The organism is Chitinophaga sp. OAE865, from assembly GCF_040546735.1.
GTDB classification, from domain to species: Bacteria; Bacteroidota; Bacteroidia; order Chitinophagales; family Chitinophagaceae; genus Chitinophaga; species Chitinophaga polysaccharea_A.
The window spans coordinates 5,901,792-5,916,790 of record NZ_JBEPOF010000001.1 but is presented as its reverse complement, the minus strand read 5'-3'; the positions used below and the strand labels follow the sequence as shown (position 1 = coordinate 5,916,790).

Genomic DNA, 14,999 nt, shown 5'->3' with positions numbered 1-14,999 from the left:
CCAAATGCACGTGCGGGTTTCTTTTGCCGTTCTTATCCTGCCCCAAAGTCTTCAACAATTAAGCCCGGGCAACTTTTAGCATACAAAGTGTTGTACCCGGGAGGATAACTGCATCTGCGCAGATTTATTCCATTAGTATTTCCAAAACAATCTTATAAAATCAATTTTATGAATCATCGGATAGCACGATGGGCAGTTTATTTATTATGCCTGTTGCTGGATGTGAGCGTTGCTGCAAGCCTTTATCGTGGTTATTTAAGCGGATGGATCTTATTGCCTCTGGCTGCAGGTCTTACCCTGCTCACGATCTACGACCGGTTGCAGGGCAAACATGCGTTGCTGCGGAACTATCCCTTATTGGGCCGGTTGCGTTACCTGCTGGAGCAGATAAGACCGGAAATGCGGCAGTACTTTTTTGAATCCGATACAGACGGGCGACCGTTCAGTCGCCGCCAGCGTGCAGTTGTATACCAGCGTGCAAAAGACGTAAAACAGACAGTGGCATTCGGTGCGCTGGAAAATATGTATGAACCGGGCTATGAATGGGCTGCCCATACGGCGTTTCCCACCAGGGTAAAACCCGAGTCGCTGAGGGTGAACATAGGGAATGAACAATGCAGCAAGCCCTATAATGCCAGCCTGCTGAACATCAGCGCCATGAGCTACGGTGCATTGAGTAAAACAGCGATCGCCTCTCTCAATGGCGGCGCGCAGATAGGCAATTTTGCGCACAATACAGGAGAGGGCGGGATCAGCCCTTACCACCTGCAACATGGAGGCCACCTTATCTGGCAGATCGGTACGGGTTACTTCGGCTGCCGGGATGAAAGCGGCAACTTTTCCCCGGACGTATTTGCCGCAGCAGCAGCAGAACCGGCTGTAAAAATGATTGAAGTGAAACTGAGCCAGGGCGCTAAACCGGGTAAGGGCGGCGTATTGCCGGCCGCCAAAAACACACCTGAAATTGCGGGCATCCGTAAAGTAAAGCCGGGGGTAAGCGTATTATCGCCTGCCGGCCATACCGCCTTTAGCAATGAATACGAAATGCTGGTTTTTTTACAGCAGCTGCGTAAGCTTTCCGGTGGCAAGCCCGTAGGGTTTAAGCTATGCGTAGGGCGTGCCGATGAATTTGAGCGTATCTGTACAGCCATGATAAATACAGGTATTTACCCCGATTTTATCACAGTAGACGGCGCCGAAGGCGGTACCGGCGCAGCTCCGCTGGAATTCACGGATTCCATCGGTATGCCATTATATGATGCCCTGGCGCTGGTAGTTAACCTGCTGAAACATCACAAATTGAAGCAACATATACGCATTATTGCCAGCGGAAAAATAATTACCGGCTTCGATATCCTGAAAGTGCTGGCCATGGGGGCTGATGCCTGCTACAGCGCACGGGGAATGATGCTGGCCCTGGGTTGTATCCAGGCGCTGCAATGCGACAGTGGCAACTGCCCTGTGGGCGTGGCTACACAGGATCCGCATTTGTACCAGGGTGTAAATGTGGCCGACAAAAAAGTACGGGTAGCCAATTATCACCGCAATACCATTGCCGCACTGGCAGAACTGATGGGGGCCTGCGGATTTGCTTCCGCGGAGAAGGTAGACCCTGCGGCCCTGTACAGGCGTGTAACCAGAACGGATATACGATCTTATGAAGAAATATATGCCCCGGACCATAACAGCAAAGCAGGCGCATTGTTGTACCCGGGGCCATCTGTAAACAACTGACATAAAACCCGGCTATCATGAAAAAGAAGCAGATCATTGTGTCCCAACATGATTACGAAATCCTTAAAACCCTGTGCTATCATGCACCGGGTACAGACAAACTGAAAGAAGAGCTCGAGAGGGCCACTATCAGGAAAGGCAAGGTACCTGCCGATGTAGTGCAGGTAAACTCTACCCTGCGGTTCAGGGATGAGCGTAGTGGGGCTATCAGGAATGTACAGCTGGTATTGCCGGCTGCCAGCAATTTACAGCTGGGCAAATTATCGATCCTTTCTCCCATAGGCACAGCCTTACTGGGATACAGCACCGGTGATGTAATAGATTGGGAAGTGCCTGCGGGAAAAACGCAGCTACACATACTGGATGTGGTGAATGCGGAGGTAAACGTATAGAAAAGGCTATTAGTGTTAGCGATCAAATATGTATCAAAGCAAAAAAAGCCCTGGCGTCTGCCAGGGCTTCCTTTTTTATTGATAAGTTATTTTATCGCCGTATTTGATATGATATTTATCGGAGAACCCACCATTCACTTCCAGCACATATTTCGCTTTTTTGAAAGAGGGAAGACTTTCCTCTGAAAGGGGAGTAGCATATTTCTGGATAGACACGATTTCCATATTATCTGCTATGTAAATAATATCAAGGGAGATGTAGGTGTTTTTCATCCAGAACGCGCGTTCCTCCATATCAGGGAAAATAAAAAGCATGCCCTGGTCGTCTGTCATGGATTTACGGTACATCAGCCCGTCGGCCCGCTGCTCGTCTGTTTGCGCCAGTTGAATATCGATTTTCCGCAGGGTATCAGCACCGGTTTTGGAAATGAATGCAAGGGTGCCCTGTTTTTTGAACTCAATGCCGTTGGAGGTTTCACCAGTAACTTCCGTAGTAGTTACAGCAGTTCCCGCATCGGAGGAGGCGGAACCGGTATTGTTATTACTGTTGTTCTGGTGACAGCCGGCTACGTACAAACTGGCTATCAATATACATTTCAGGTGTAATTGCATAAGCAGTGATCCTATTTTGTGAGCAGTTCTTCGTCTGAAAAAACCACGTCTGTATAATCTCTGATCTCGTTGTACACGGTATCTCTTTCCACGGGCCTTCTGCCTGCCTGCTTGATGAGCATGGTCAGCTGGGCGGTATTCATGGAAGGATTCTGTTCCTCCGCACCGGCCATAGAGTAAATTTTGGTAGTATCATCTATGGTGCCATCCAGATCATTCACGCCGAATGAAAGGGTCAGCTGCGCGGTGTTTCTTCCCAGCATCGGCCAGTAGGCTTTCAGGTGGGGGAAGTTATCCATATATAAACGTGCAATGGCGTACAGTCGCAGGTCTTCCACAATAGAAGTTTCCGGGATATTGGACATATCATTGCCTTTATTACGGAATTTCAGCGGGATAAAAGTATTAAAGCCGCCGGTTTCATCCTGCAGGTTGCGCAGGCGTTCCATATGGTCTATACGGTCGGCAAAGGATTCTATATGGCCATACAGCATGGTGGCGTTGGTATGCATGCCACGGTTGTGTGCTGCCCTGTGAATCGCCAGCCATCCTTCGGCATCTACTTTATCGTGGCATATTTTTGCGCGCACTTCGGGAGCAAAAATTTCAGCGCCGCCGCCCGGCATGGATTGAAGGCCAGCTTCGTTGAGTATGCGCATCCCTTCCTCTATACTTACCTTGGCTTTGCGGAACATGTAGTCCAGTTCCACGGCAGTAAACCCTTTGATGTGGAGGTCCGGGCGGTGTGCCCTGATCTTCCGAATAAGCTCCACGAAGAAGTCGAGCTGCATTTTAGGATGTACGCCGCCAACAATATGCACTTCCGTAACCGGTTGGTTATCGTACTTCTTAACGATGTCCATCATCTGGTCTATACTCAGTTCCCATCCGTCTTCCCTGTTCTTATACAAGCGGGAATAGGAGCAGAAGTGACAAGTAAATACACAAACGTTGGTAGGTTCAATATGGAAGTTACGGTTGAAGTAAGTTTTGTCGCCGTGCATCCGTTCCCGTACCAGGTTGGCTAATGCACCTACAAGGCCGATATCGCCTTTTTCAAATAAGATCAGCCCTTCTGCGGGTGTAATTCTTTCCTGTTGGAGGATCTTTTCTGCTATACGCTTCAATGCTGCGTCCAGGTTGGGTTGCTGAAGGAGCGTCTGAACAGCCGGATAATCTTGTCTCATCGTCATCTTACTTTCATTAATTTAATGGTGTTGGCCCTGTTCCTGTAAATTAATTTTACAAAATAAACACCATTTGGCTCATTTACCAAATTAAAGGTCAGCCGGTTGCCTGCCCCGATGGCAGCTGCCGGGCGGCTCATAATAAACTGCCCCTGTACATTATAAATGGATACCTGTAACAGGTCTTCCGGCACTTCCAGGAAAGTAACCCAAACAATGCCGTCTGTAGGGTTAGGGTTCACCATTATTCCTTTTTCGCGGAGTATTTGATTTACCGGCCTGGTAACAATATTTATATTATCAATATAGATATTATTCTCTGAGTTTGAGATATTTCTAAAGGCTACCTGAAACTTTCCTTTATGGCTAACAGCGGTCAGATCCACTGAATCGCGGCGCCATTCCGCAGCGGTTGGGGTGAACTCTGTTTGTATGGCTGTTGGGCGTGTAATCAGGTCCCTGCCCCATTTGGAATAGACGATCTGGCCTGTTTGGCGGCAATCGTTGGTAACAAGCACCTGTAGGGTATCCCATGCGTTCCCGGAGGTGGCCGGGTCGGTATACACAGCGGCGGCCACATCAAAGAAGAGGAACACCGAGTCGGCGCCCTGAGGATCAATTACGGGTGTAATGAGATCATCCGCCTGGTCGTTGGTGTTGTATCCAAGGTTGCGTACCATGGCCGATGCGCTGCTGTTCCTGCCTACATTACGGATACGTTCCCAGGTGAAGCTGTGGTCGGGATTGTAGAGGTCCCAGGCTGGTGGCGGGAAGCTGTCGTCTTCAAAACCTTCTTCAAAAGGAAGGGTAGCTTCTGCGTCATAACGGAAACGGGTATTCGCAGTATCGTTGGTAATGTTGCCATCGGGCTGGCCGTTGGGCGATTGCGTATATGCTTTCAGGTTATAGTTCCCTATGGCCACGCTGGAGGAAGGCAGCGTAACCGTGGTTTGCTGCAGGCTGGCCAGGGAGCCTGTCCAGTCGTAAGCAGTAAGGGCGCCGCTGTTCACCTGGTACCAGATCTTCACGGTGGTGAGGGTATTGGCACCGCGGTTGCGCAGGGTAACCACCGGCGTAATATGGTTATCACATATTTTGCCACCGGGCGTATTGATGCTTAGCAGCGAGGCGTCGTTATCTGCCATGGAAGGGGGCACGCAGCCGTTGGAGTTGGTGAGGCTGGCGGTAATGTTTTCCAGTACATAACGCATACGGTCTACCTGTCCGGCTGTGAAAAGATGCATACAGGCATCATCGGTATAGTCCATGTAGTTCATGAACATGATACCGGGTGAGGTACGGGTGCAGTTATCGAGCCTGGGAAAAGTGGGGCATCCGTAGGTATTATCGCCCTGAAGGGGGGTATCTGTGATACCGTCATCAATATCGCAGGTGCCATTGTCATCTCCCCAAACGTGTTTTAAGCCGAAATAATGGCCTATTTCATGGGTAGCGGTTCTCCCGAGGTTGTAGGTAGCCCCAACACTGCCGGTAGTGCCAAAAGCGGTGTATTGCACCACTACGCCCTCCTGTTCCACAGGGTAGCCGGTGCCCGGAGGGGCGGCCACGCCGAGATAATTGCCGGAAAGGCGGGTGACCCAGATATTGAGGTATTTGCTGTGGTCCCAGGCATCGGAGCCACCGGTACTGTTGTACTTGGCGTCGGCTGCGGCGTTGCTGATGGAAAAGCTTTGGCCGGCAGCAGTTTGCATCCTTATAATACCGCTGGTGGGCTCATCGCCGGGTGCTCTTTGCGCCAGGCAGAAGTTAATGCGGCTGTTGCCAATAAGGGATTGCCATACGGAGGGCACCTGGGAAATATCAGGGTTCAGGGCGTTATAATCGCGGTTCAGTACATCTATTTGTGTGGCTACCTGCGCATCTGTTACCAGCGCGGGGTTATCCAGCACTATATGTACCACCACGGGAATAGTTACTGTTTGCGGGATCGCTTCCACGCGGGCGCGGAGCTGCTGCCGTTGCTGGCCCAGCATCATCCGGGCTTCATTATCCGATATAATTTTCTGAAGGGAAGGAATTTCTTTTACCCGCTGCTGCAATGCTTCGGCGGTGCCGCATTTGCGTTGAGCGATGGCTGTGGCGCAGTAAAAAAAGGTAACCAGGGCAAGGAAATAGTGACGCAAAAAGGTAAATTTTGGTTTGAAGATACGCGAAAATCGCCTTCGGCGATGCGAATTTGTCTGACTCAGGATTACGTTGATTATACTGATTACTTTGATTTTATTTTAAAAATCTGGTTAAATGTAAAGTAAGATACGAGCGGATATACAAGCTTTTATCTTCCTTAATTATTTTTAAAAAGCTAAAAGCAACAAAACGCGCAGTAAAAATCAAAGTAATCAGTATAATCAGCGTAATCCTGCTCCAAGACAATTTCATCGCCGAAGGCGATAAAAAAAGCGCTCCGGAGCAACCCGGAGCGCTTTCAAACTCAGTTTTTATAAAAATTACATATTGGCCTGTATTTTTTTATCCAGTACGGATTTAGGCACAGCGCCTACCTGTTTGTCAACAACCTGACCGCCTTTTACGAAAAGGATAGCAGGGATACTGGTGATACCGTAATTTACAGACAACTGTGGGTTCTGGTCCACATTAACCTTTCCGATATTTACTTTACCTGCGTAGTCTTTAGACAGTTCTTCAATTACAGGACCGATAGCGCGACAAGGGCCACACCATTCTGCCCAGAAGTCAATAACAGTTAATTTATCGGAATTCAGAACTTCCGTTTCAAAGTTCGCATCAGTGATTTCTAAAGCCATATTCTTTGATTTTAAAAAGTTTTATTTAACGATTGTTTTGATTTTTATGATTTGTATTATTACGATCAAATCTTGATCCGAGTGCAAATTACTGCATTTCTGACATCTTACTTATTGATTATCTCTATATACACATCGATATCCGGCTGTTTATAAAGGAAACCCGCCAACTCGTCATTCATTTCGATATTACGGTTAAAGGTATGCAGCTTTGCCTGGGTTTGATCGTCGCGGTCGGTCAGGTGTACGTGCAGCACGCTATTGCCCGGGTAACGGTTGATATTGTCTGCCAGGAAATCGACTGTTTCCCGGTTAATGAACTTAGGCATGGTGTTCAGAAACACTTGTTTGGTATGGGTTTTCTTCACTTCCTGTAACAGCTGGATGCTACTTACTTTAAACTCATACTCATTATCATTGAACCGTTTGGATTTGAAACCACCATTGATAAACAGGCAAAGACCCGGTTTCAGGTAGGGGGCAAAGCGGATAAAATCTTCACTCCATAAAGCAAATTCAAATTTACCGGTATAGTCTTCTATGGTCATTACGCCAAATTGGCGGTTATTTCGGGAGATCCTTTCCTGGGCGCTGGTAATATATACCGCCAGGCGGAAATTGCGCTCCCTGGCCCGGCCTCCGGAACCGCCCGGCTGGGATATTTCGGCCTGGTATTCCACCAGTTCCTGTACTGAGTTCATGTGATAATGCTTCAGCTCAAAGCGGTAATCATCCAGGGGGTGACCGGAAATGTAAATACCGGTGATATCCCTTTCGTTGTTGAGCTTCATGATCAGCGGCCATGGATCGCAGTTAGGGATCTTGGGTGGTTCTACATCGGGCAGGTCGTCTGCACCAAAGAGGCTGCCCATATTGGAAGAGCCAGCTGTTACCTGCTGGCCGAACTTAACGATCCTGTCCAGCCCGGTAAGGGGTTCGCCTTCCGGTTTATGGAAGTACTGGGCACGGTGTAATTCCGGGAAGCTGTCGAAAGCGCCGGACATCACCAGGGCTTCGAGCGATTTTTTATTAACTGCACGCTGGTTTACGCGTTTGATAAAATCGAAGATGTTTTTGAAAGGGCCGTCCTTTTTACGTTCTTCCAGCAGGTTTTCAATAGCGGCTTCACCCACGCCTTTCAAACCACCCAGGCCAAAGCGTACCTGGCCCTGTTTGTTTACGGCGAAACCTTTGAAAGATTCATTCACATCGGGCGGCAATACGTCGATGCCCATACGTTTGGACTCTTCCATGAAGAAGGTGATCTTTTCAATATTGCTGGCGCAGTTCAGTACAGCGGCCATATATTCGGAAGGGTAGTGGGCTTTCAGGTAGGCGGTTTGATAAGCCACGAAAGCATAGCAGGTGGAGTGCGACTTGTTGAACGCATAGGAGGCGAACGCTTCCCAGTCGGTCCATACTTTCTCGCACACCTTAGGATCATGGCCGTTTTGGGCGCAACCTTCCATAAACTGCGCTTTCATCTTGTTCAGTACCGCGATCTGCTTTTTACCCATCGCCTTACGCAGTACATCCGCATCTCCTTTGGAGAAGTTAGCCAGTTTCTGGCTCAACAGCATCACCTGCTCCTGGTATACCGTGATACCATAGGTATCGCTGAGGTATTCCTCCATTTCGGCGATATCGTACTGCACCGGTTCCAGTCCGTGTTTACGGCGGATAAACGAGGGGATGTACTCCAGTGGTCCCGGACGGTACAGGGCGTTCATGGCGATAAGATCGTCGAACCTATCGGGTTTCAGCTCCCGCAGGTATTTCTGCATACCCGGCGACTCGAACTGGAACGTAGCGTTGGTTTCGCCCTTCTGGTAGAGCTCATATGTTTTGGCATCGTCCAGCGGGATATTGTCGATCTCGATGGAGATACCATGGTTCTGGCGGATCAGTTCCAGCGCACCTTTGATGATGGTAAGGGTTTTCAGCCCCAGGAAGTCCATCTTGATTACGCCGGCAGATTCAATAATGCTTCCTTCAAACTGGGTTACCAGCAGGTCGGAATCCTTTGCGGTAGATACAGGTATCAGGTCGTACAGGTCCTGTGGTGCGATGATGATACCAGCCGCATGGATACCGGTATTACGTACGGAGCCTTCCAGTACGCAGGCTTCACGGAGCACTTCTCCCTGGAGGTCGTCCCCTTTGATAAGCTCCCGCAGTTTTTTTACGTTCTCAATATCTTCACCGGCGAGGCCTTCTTTATCGGCCAGGCTTTTTTCACCTTCAAGGGGAGCATTGAAAATCCGATCCAGCTGTATGCCGGGTTTATCCGGTACCAGCTTGGCAAGCGTATTGGATTCTACCAGGGGGAGGTCCATTACACGGGCCACGTCCTTGATACTCATCTTGGCGGCCATGGTACCATAGGTAATGATCTGCGCCACCTGGTTGCGGCCATATTTCTGTACTACGTAGTCAATTACTTTCTGACGGCCCTCATCATCGAAGTCCGTATCAATATCGGGCATGCTCTTACGTTCCGGGTTCAGGAAACGCTCAAACAGGAGATTATACTTGATGGGGTCAATATTGGTGATACCAATACAGTAGGCTACCGCCGATCCTGCGGCTGAACCACGGCCCGGTCCGATAAATACGCCCAGCTCACGGCCTGCTTTGATGAAGTCGGCCACAATAAGGAAGTAACCGGCAAAACCCATGTTCTCGATTACCTGCAGCTCAAAGTTGATACGTTCTTCAATATCGGCGGTCATTTCCAGGTACCGGGAACGCGCGCCTTCGTAGGTAATATGGCGCAGGTACTGGTCCTGTGTAATGAATTCTTTGGGAATAGGGAAGTTGGGCAGCAGGATATCTCTTTTGAGATCCAGCAACTGTACCTTATCTACAATTTCGTTGGTATTATCAATGGCCTGCGGAAGATCATGAAAGAGGGCCGACATTTCTTCCGTTGTTTTGAAATAGAACTGGTCGTTATAAAAAGCAAAACGCCCTTTCTTGCCACCTGCGCTGTCGTCGTCGGAAAATTCCTTGTTGGTGGGCGTACTTTTTTTCTCGCCGGTATTAATACAAAGCAGGATATCATGCGCGTTGGCATCGGCCTGGTCTACATAGTGGGAATCGTTGGAAGCAATCACCTTTACATTGTACTTCTGCGCAAAGCGAAGCAGTACGGCGTTTACCTGTTCCTGTTCGGGAATGCCGTGTCGTTGTAATTCCACGTAATAATCTTCCCCGAATATATCCAGCCACCAGCGGAATTCTTTTTCTCCTTCCTCTTCACCGTTACGGAGTATGATACGCGGCACGGAGGCGCCGAGGCAGCAGGTAGTGGCAATAAGCCCTTTATGGTATTGTAATACGAGCTCTTTATCAATGCGGGGATATTTACCGTACAATCCTTCCATATAACCCAGTGAACAAAGTTTGATGAGGTTGCGGTAGCCTTCATCATCTTTTGCCAGTAACACCTGGTGATAGCGGATATCTTTTTCTTCCCTTGTAAAGGCCCGCTTGTGGCGGTTTTCCACTACATAGAATTCACATCCTACGATAGGCTTTACTTTCAGTCTTTTATCTTTAGGATCGCCGGGATTTAATTTATTATTGTATGCTTCTGCCACAAACTGGAATGCACCAAACATATTACCATGGTCGGTAATTGCCAGTGCGGGCTGATTGGAAGCCATCGCTTTTTTATAGAGCGATTTAATGTCGGCTGCCCCATCCAGTAAGGAGAATTGGGTATGAACGTGTAAATGGGAGAAAATCATCGGCTAATCTGTTTCGTCAAGCGACAAAAGTAATGTAATTCGCGTAAAGATCGCCGAAGGCGCTGCGGAATTTGTCTTGGAACACTGATTACGCTGATTATAATGATTAGTTTGATTTTATTTTTTGAATTTTATTAATGACCTGGAAATATTTTGGGAGATATAAGCGGATATCTGTTTTCATCTTTCTTCGTTATTTTAAAAAAATCTAAAAGTAAAAATCAAACTAATCATTATAATCAGCGTAATCAGTGTTCCAAGACAAAATCCGCATAAATCAACATTTGTAAATCCCTATATATTTGTATTTTAGCGAAAATTTAGCCAGACGCTTATGATCAGAGTAAAGGGACACCTGCTTGTGAAGTTATCGATATGTGCATTATCGCTCAGTTCCTGTGCTTCATTAAAAAAAGGTACTGCTAAAAAACAAACCAGCGTACCAGCTACCGCTAATAATAACCGGGTTGAATTTATAGATGGCATTGCCACCAAACGTCCTGTCCGCAATATCTCCCGTGATAATAAGAGGGATATCAGCATCAGCAGGAATATTACCAGGGGCAGCGCCAACCTGGAAAATGCACAGAGCTGGCAATTCAAATATGCGCAGTTGCTGGATGTTGCCGTGGAAGATGTATTGAACCAGAAACTGTATAGTTTTATAGACGACTGGTATGGCACACCTTACCGGCTTGGTGGTAAAACTAGAGACGGCATTGATTGCTCAGGATTCGTGAATACTCTCATGAATACTGTATTCCAGATGGGCCTTTCCGGTAACTCTGTAGACCTGTATTCACAGGTGAAGAAAGTAAAATCACAAGATCTGCATGAAGGTGACCTGGTGTTTTTCAGGATCCGTCATAAACGGATCTCCCATGTGGGCATCTACCTGGAAAACGATAAATTTGTTCACGCCTCCACCAGCGCCGGCGTCATGATCAGCGATCTGAATGAGCCCTACTGGAAACGTTATTTTGCCGGCGGAGGACGACTATAGCCACTTCTACACATTTGTTTTATTGTTATTTTTATACGATTTTTACCGTTTTAACCTAACAACTGCACTATGCAGTGCTTTTTCATATCATGGAACTTGCTCCCATCGTATTATTTGTATACAACCGGCCAGAGCTGACACTGAGCACCTTAGAGCACCTGAGTAAAAACCGGGAGGCAGGGGAAAGTACCCTTTATGTTTATTGCGACGGTCCCAAAGCCAATGCAACCCCCGAACAGGTAGCACTGGTAAAACAGGCGCGGGAAGTGGTGCACAGCAGGCAATGGTGTAAGGAAGTGGTGGTGCTGGAAGCGGAAAAGAATAAAGGCCTGGCTACTTCCGTGATAGATGGAGTTACAGAAGTGATTAATAAACATGGAAAAGTAATTGTTTTGGAAGATGACCTGGCAGTGTCTCCTTATTTCCTGCAATACATGAACGACGGCCTCTGGAAATATGAGCAGAACGAAAAGGTGATTGCCATTCATGGTTATCTTTACCCGATCGAAATGCCGGCAGACTATAAGCCATCTACTTTTATGATCCATGATCCCGGCTGTTTGGGCTGGGGTACCTGGTCAAGAGCCTGGAACAAGTTTGAAAGAGATACCGAAACGGTTATTGAAAAGATAAAAAAAAGCGGGCTGAAAAGAGCCTTTGATTTCTGGGGAGGTTATCCTTTTTTCAGGATGCTGCACCAGCAGAAGAATGGAAAGGTGAGCTCCTGGGCTATCCGCTGGAGGGCTACTGCTTACCTGAATGATATGCTTACCCTTTATCCCGTGAAATCCCTGGTAAGGCATGATGGCAACGTAGCCAGTGCTACCCATCATTTTATGGAGCATGATTATACCTATACAGAGATTTACCAGGAAAGAATTCCTGTAGAAGATATTCCTGTAAGCAATTACCTGCTGGTAGAAAAAAAAAGTTTGGTACTTTTTTAAGACGTAATGCAGGTATGACCTTTAAAGCAAAGGCGAAGCAAAGGATCATTAAACTCTGGAGAAAAATCACTAAGAATGGTTAAGCTGCTCAGGAAGATATTAAAGCGCCTGAAAAGGAATACGGTTTCGCCACTGTCGTGGACCAGCCTGAGAAACCTGCAGCCGCTGTCCACAACTTTTGGTTTCGACCGGGGCACGCCTGTGGACCGCTATTATATAGAACAGTTTCTAAAGGCTAACACTGCCCATATTTCAGGGAGTGTACTGGAAATAGCGGAGAGCAGATACTCCAGGCAGTTTGGCCACGGAGTACATACCTATGAGGTGTTGCATATGAAGCAGGAACCGCAGGTAACTATTGTGGGAGATCTTACCAACCCGGGTACTTTGCCTGAAAACCGTATCGACTGTTTTATCTGTACACAAACCTTCAATTTTATATATGACTTTAAGTCGGCCATAACCGGCGCCTATTACCTGCTTAAACCGGGAGGCGTATTACTGGCTACCCTGGCCGGTATTACGCAGTTGTCTGCCACAGATATGAAACAATGGGGGGACTACTGGAGATTTACTACCCAGTCGGCCGCCAAAGCATTCGGTGAGGTTTTTGGAGAAGAGAATATTGAAGTATCTTCCTCCGGGAATGTGCTCACCTGCACAGCTATTTTGCAGGGCATTGTAACAGAAGAGCTGACAACAGCGGAATTGGATTTTAATGACCCGGTATACCCGGTAATAATTACCATTAAAGCAAAAAAAAGACTACATGGGATTGATCAGTGAAAATCTGCAAAAGATTAAACAGGTTGTCAGCAACAGGTATTACCGGGAGTTTTTACGTTTACACCGTAAGCATTATCAGCAGCGGATAGAAAAACAGGCCCCTGCTGATTTCCTGCACTATCATATAAATATTGTAGATGGACCGTCCTTTGTATTCCAATACAAAGAGATCTTTTTTACAGAAGTATATAAATTTGAAAGCAGCAATAAAGCCCCGGTGATCTTCGACTGCGGCGCCAATGTGGGCCTTAGCTGTATTTATTTTAAATCACTTTTCCCCGATGCAAGGATTACTGCCTTTGAAGCAGACCCGTTTATAGCAGGCGTTCTCAGGGATAATCTCCTGAAAAATAACCTTAGCGGGGTTACTGTAGTGGACCGGGCTGTATGGACCAATGAGGAAGGCATTACTTTTTATACTGATAATGCAGATGGCGGCAGTGTATTCGGGGAGGGAAGCGGTAATAAAGTAACAGTGCCAACCGTGCGGTTAAAAAGCATGCTGGAACAGGCAGGAACCGTGGACTTTCTCAAAATGGATATAGAAGGAGCCGAAGTGGCAGTGATAAAGGATTGTGACGGCATGTTATCTGCTGTAAAAAATATCTTTATAGAATATCATTCTTTTAACAAAACACCACAGGGATTGGGAGATATCCTGGAAATCCTCCAGCGGAACGGCTTCAGGTATTTCATTGAATCTGCCACAGAAAGATCTTCCCCCTTTGTTAATAGAGCGGCAAATGATACCATGGACATGCAGCTGAATGTATACGCCTATAAAATGTAGTAGCACCTGATGGGAGACCTGAGTAAAAAAATATTTTCAGTGATGCACTATGTGGCCAACAAAGTGCAGCAACCGGCGGTAATATTATTGTACCACCGGGTAACCACCCTGCAGCAGGATCCACAGGACCTTTCCGTTACGCCTGGTCATTTCGACTCGCATCTCGCGCACCTGGCCACCGACTATAACCTGCTGGATGCAGATCAGTTCCTCTATCATGTAAAAAACAAAAAAGCCTTTCCTCAACGGTCAGTATTTGTGACCTTCGATGATGGCTATGCAGATAATTATCACGAGGCATTGCCTTTGCTTACAAAGCATAAAGCGCCGGCCCTGTTTTATATCACTACCTCAAAGATCAATACCGCTTACGAATTGTGGTGGGACGACCTGGAGAGGGTACTGCTCACACCCGGCAACCTGCCGCCGGTGCTGCAGATCACCATCAACGGGAAGGCCATGCAATATGCCACCGGCACGCTAACAGCTATACGTGAAACCTATTACGCGCTGCAGCAGGTGCTGCGCTTCTGCAAACCCACGGAAATAGAATCGGTCATGCAGCAGCTGTATGAATGGTCCGGCCAAACTGCGACCGGCCGGCCTTCCCACCGGCTGATGACCTGGGAAGAAGTAAAAGCGATGAACAGCAACGCCTATGCTGCAATTGGTTGCCATACCCACCGTCACCCGGCTGTAGGCATGCTGAGCTATGAAGAGCAGCATACCGAAATAGGTATGTCCAAAGAGATCCTGGAAGGCGTGCTGGGCGTCCCGCAGGTGCACTTTTCCTATCCTTTTGGCGCGAGAAAGTTCCTGGGCACCAAACGTTATTATAATGCCGACAGTATCAAAGCATGTAAAGCACTTGGCCTGCAAATGGTATGCGCCAACTATCACGGGCAGGTACATAGCTGGAGCAATCCGTATGCGCTTCCACGCATCCTGGTGCGCAACTGGCCACCGGATATATTCCGCCAACAAATGCAACAGTTCTTTAAATATTAGCG

Annotated in this window: 12 protein-coding genes; 7 read left to right on the top strand and 5 right to left on the bottom strand. The window is 47.6% G+C overall.

Annotated features, from left to right (window positions below; translation table 11 throughout):
* Nucleotides 1-168: 168 nt before the first annotated feature.
* Both ABIE50_RS23685 and ABIE50_RS23680 read left to right on the top strand, forming a co-directional pair.
* Complete coding sequence (locus ABIE50_RS23685; protein ID WP_209859004.1) at nt 169-1,734, top strand: FMN-binding glutamate synthase family protein; 1,566 nt, start codon at nt 169-171, stop codon at nt 1,732-1,734.
* Between the two features lie 17 nt (nt 1,735-1,751).
* Entirely contained in the window at nt 1,752-2,126 is a 375-nt protein-coding gene (locus ABIE50_RS23680; protein WP_209859006.1) for a GreA/GreB family elongation factor, read from the top strand.
* Between the two features lie 75 nt (nt 2,127-2,201).
* On the opposite strand, the gene ABIE50_RS23675 is transcribed toward ABIE50_RS23680, so the two are convergent.
* The 5 genes from ABIE50_RS23675 to dnaE form a co-directional block, all read right to left on the bottom strand.
* Nucleotides 2,202-2,738 (bottom strand): DUF192 domain-containing protein, encoded by a 537-nt coding sequence (locus tag ABIE50_RS23675; protein ID WP_209859008.1) that lies wholly within the window; start codon nt 2,736-2,738, stop codon nt 2,202-2,204.
* 11 nt (nt 2,739-2,749) lie between these two features.
* Nucleotides 2,750-3,931: an aminofutalosine synthase MqnE gene (mqnE, locus tag ABIE50_RS23670; RefSeq protein WP_209859010.1), complete on the bottom strand. Its 1,182-nt coding sequence runs from the start codon at nt 3,929-3,931 to the stop codon at nt 2,750-2,752.
* Nucleotides 3,928-6,069, bottom strand: a complete 2,142-nt coding sequence (locus tag ABIE50_RS23665; RefSeq protein WP_209859018.1) for a M43 family zinc metalloprotease — start codon at nt 6,067-6,069, stop codon at nt 3,928-3,930. Before ABIE50_RS23665 ends, mqnE begins: the two co-directional genes overlap by 4 nt.
* Before the next feature lie 324 nt (nt 6,070-6,393).
* On the bottom strand, nt 6,394-6,711 hold the full coding sequence (trxA, locus tag ABIE50_RS23660; RefSeq protein WP_079472839.1) for a thioredoxin: 318 nt from the start codon (nt 6,709-6,711) through the stop codon (nt 6,394-6,396).
* A 107-nt stretch (nt 6,712-6,818) separates the two neighbouring features.
* Nucleotides 6,819-10,463, bottom strand: a complete 3,645-nt coding sequence (gene dnaE / locus ABIE50_RS23655) for a DNA polymerase III subunit alpha (RefSeq protein ID WP_142688563.1) — start codon at nt 10,461-10,463, stop codon at nt 6,819-6,821.
* Between the two features lie 334 nt (nt 10,464-10,797).
* On the opposite strand from dnaE, the gene ABIE50_RS23650 reads away from it, so the two are divergent.
* The 5 genes from ABIE50_RS23650 to ABIE50_RS23630 all read left to right on the top strand — a co-directional run bounded on the left by ABIE50_RS23650 (nt 10,798) and on the right by ABIE50_RS23630 (nt 14,997).
* On the top strand, nt 10,798-11,466 hold the full coding sequence (locus tag ABIE50_RS23650; protein ID WP_209859021.1) for a C40 family peptidase: 669 nt from the start codon (nt 10,798-10,800) through the stop codon (nt 11,464-11,466).
* A gap of 89 nt (nt 11,467-11,555) precedes the next feature.
* Nucleotides 11,556-12,413 carry a glycosyltransferase family protein gene (locus ABIE50_RS23645; RefSeq protein ID WP_354028146.1) on the top strand — a complete coding sequence of 286 codons (858 nt, stop codon included), beginning with the start codon at nt 11,556-11,558 and terminating at the stop codon, nt 12,411-12,413.
* 75 nt (nt 12,414-12,488) lie between these two features.
* A complete protein-coding gene (locus ABIE50_RS23640) occupies nt 12,489-13,199 on the top strand; it encodes a methyltransferase domain-containing protein (RefSeq protein ID WP_209859025.1) in 711 nt (236 codons plus the stop codon).
* Nucleotides 13,183-13,989 carry an FkbM family methyltransferase gene (locus ABIE50_RS23635; protein ID WP_209859026.1) on the top strand — a complete coding sequence of 269 codons (807 nt, stop codon included), beginning with the start codon at nt 13,183-13,185 and terminating at the stop codon, nt 13,987-13,989. The genes ABIE50_RS23640 and ABIE50_RS23635 overlap by 17 nt, the downstream gene beginning before the upstream one ends.
* 9 nt (nt 13,990-13,998) lie before the next feature.
* Nucleotides 13,999-14,997: a polysaccharide deacetylase family protein gene (locus ABIE50_RS23630; protein WP_209859030.1), complete on the top strand. Its 999-nt coding sequence runs from the start codon at nt 13,999-14,001 to the stop codon at nt 14,995-14,997.
* Nucleotides 14,998-14,999: the final 2 nt, after the last annotated feature.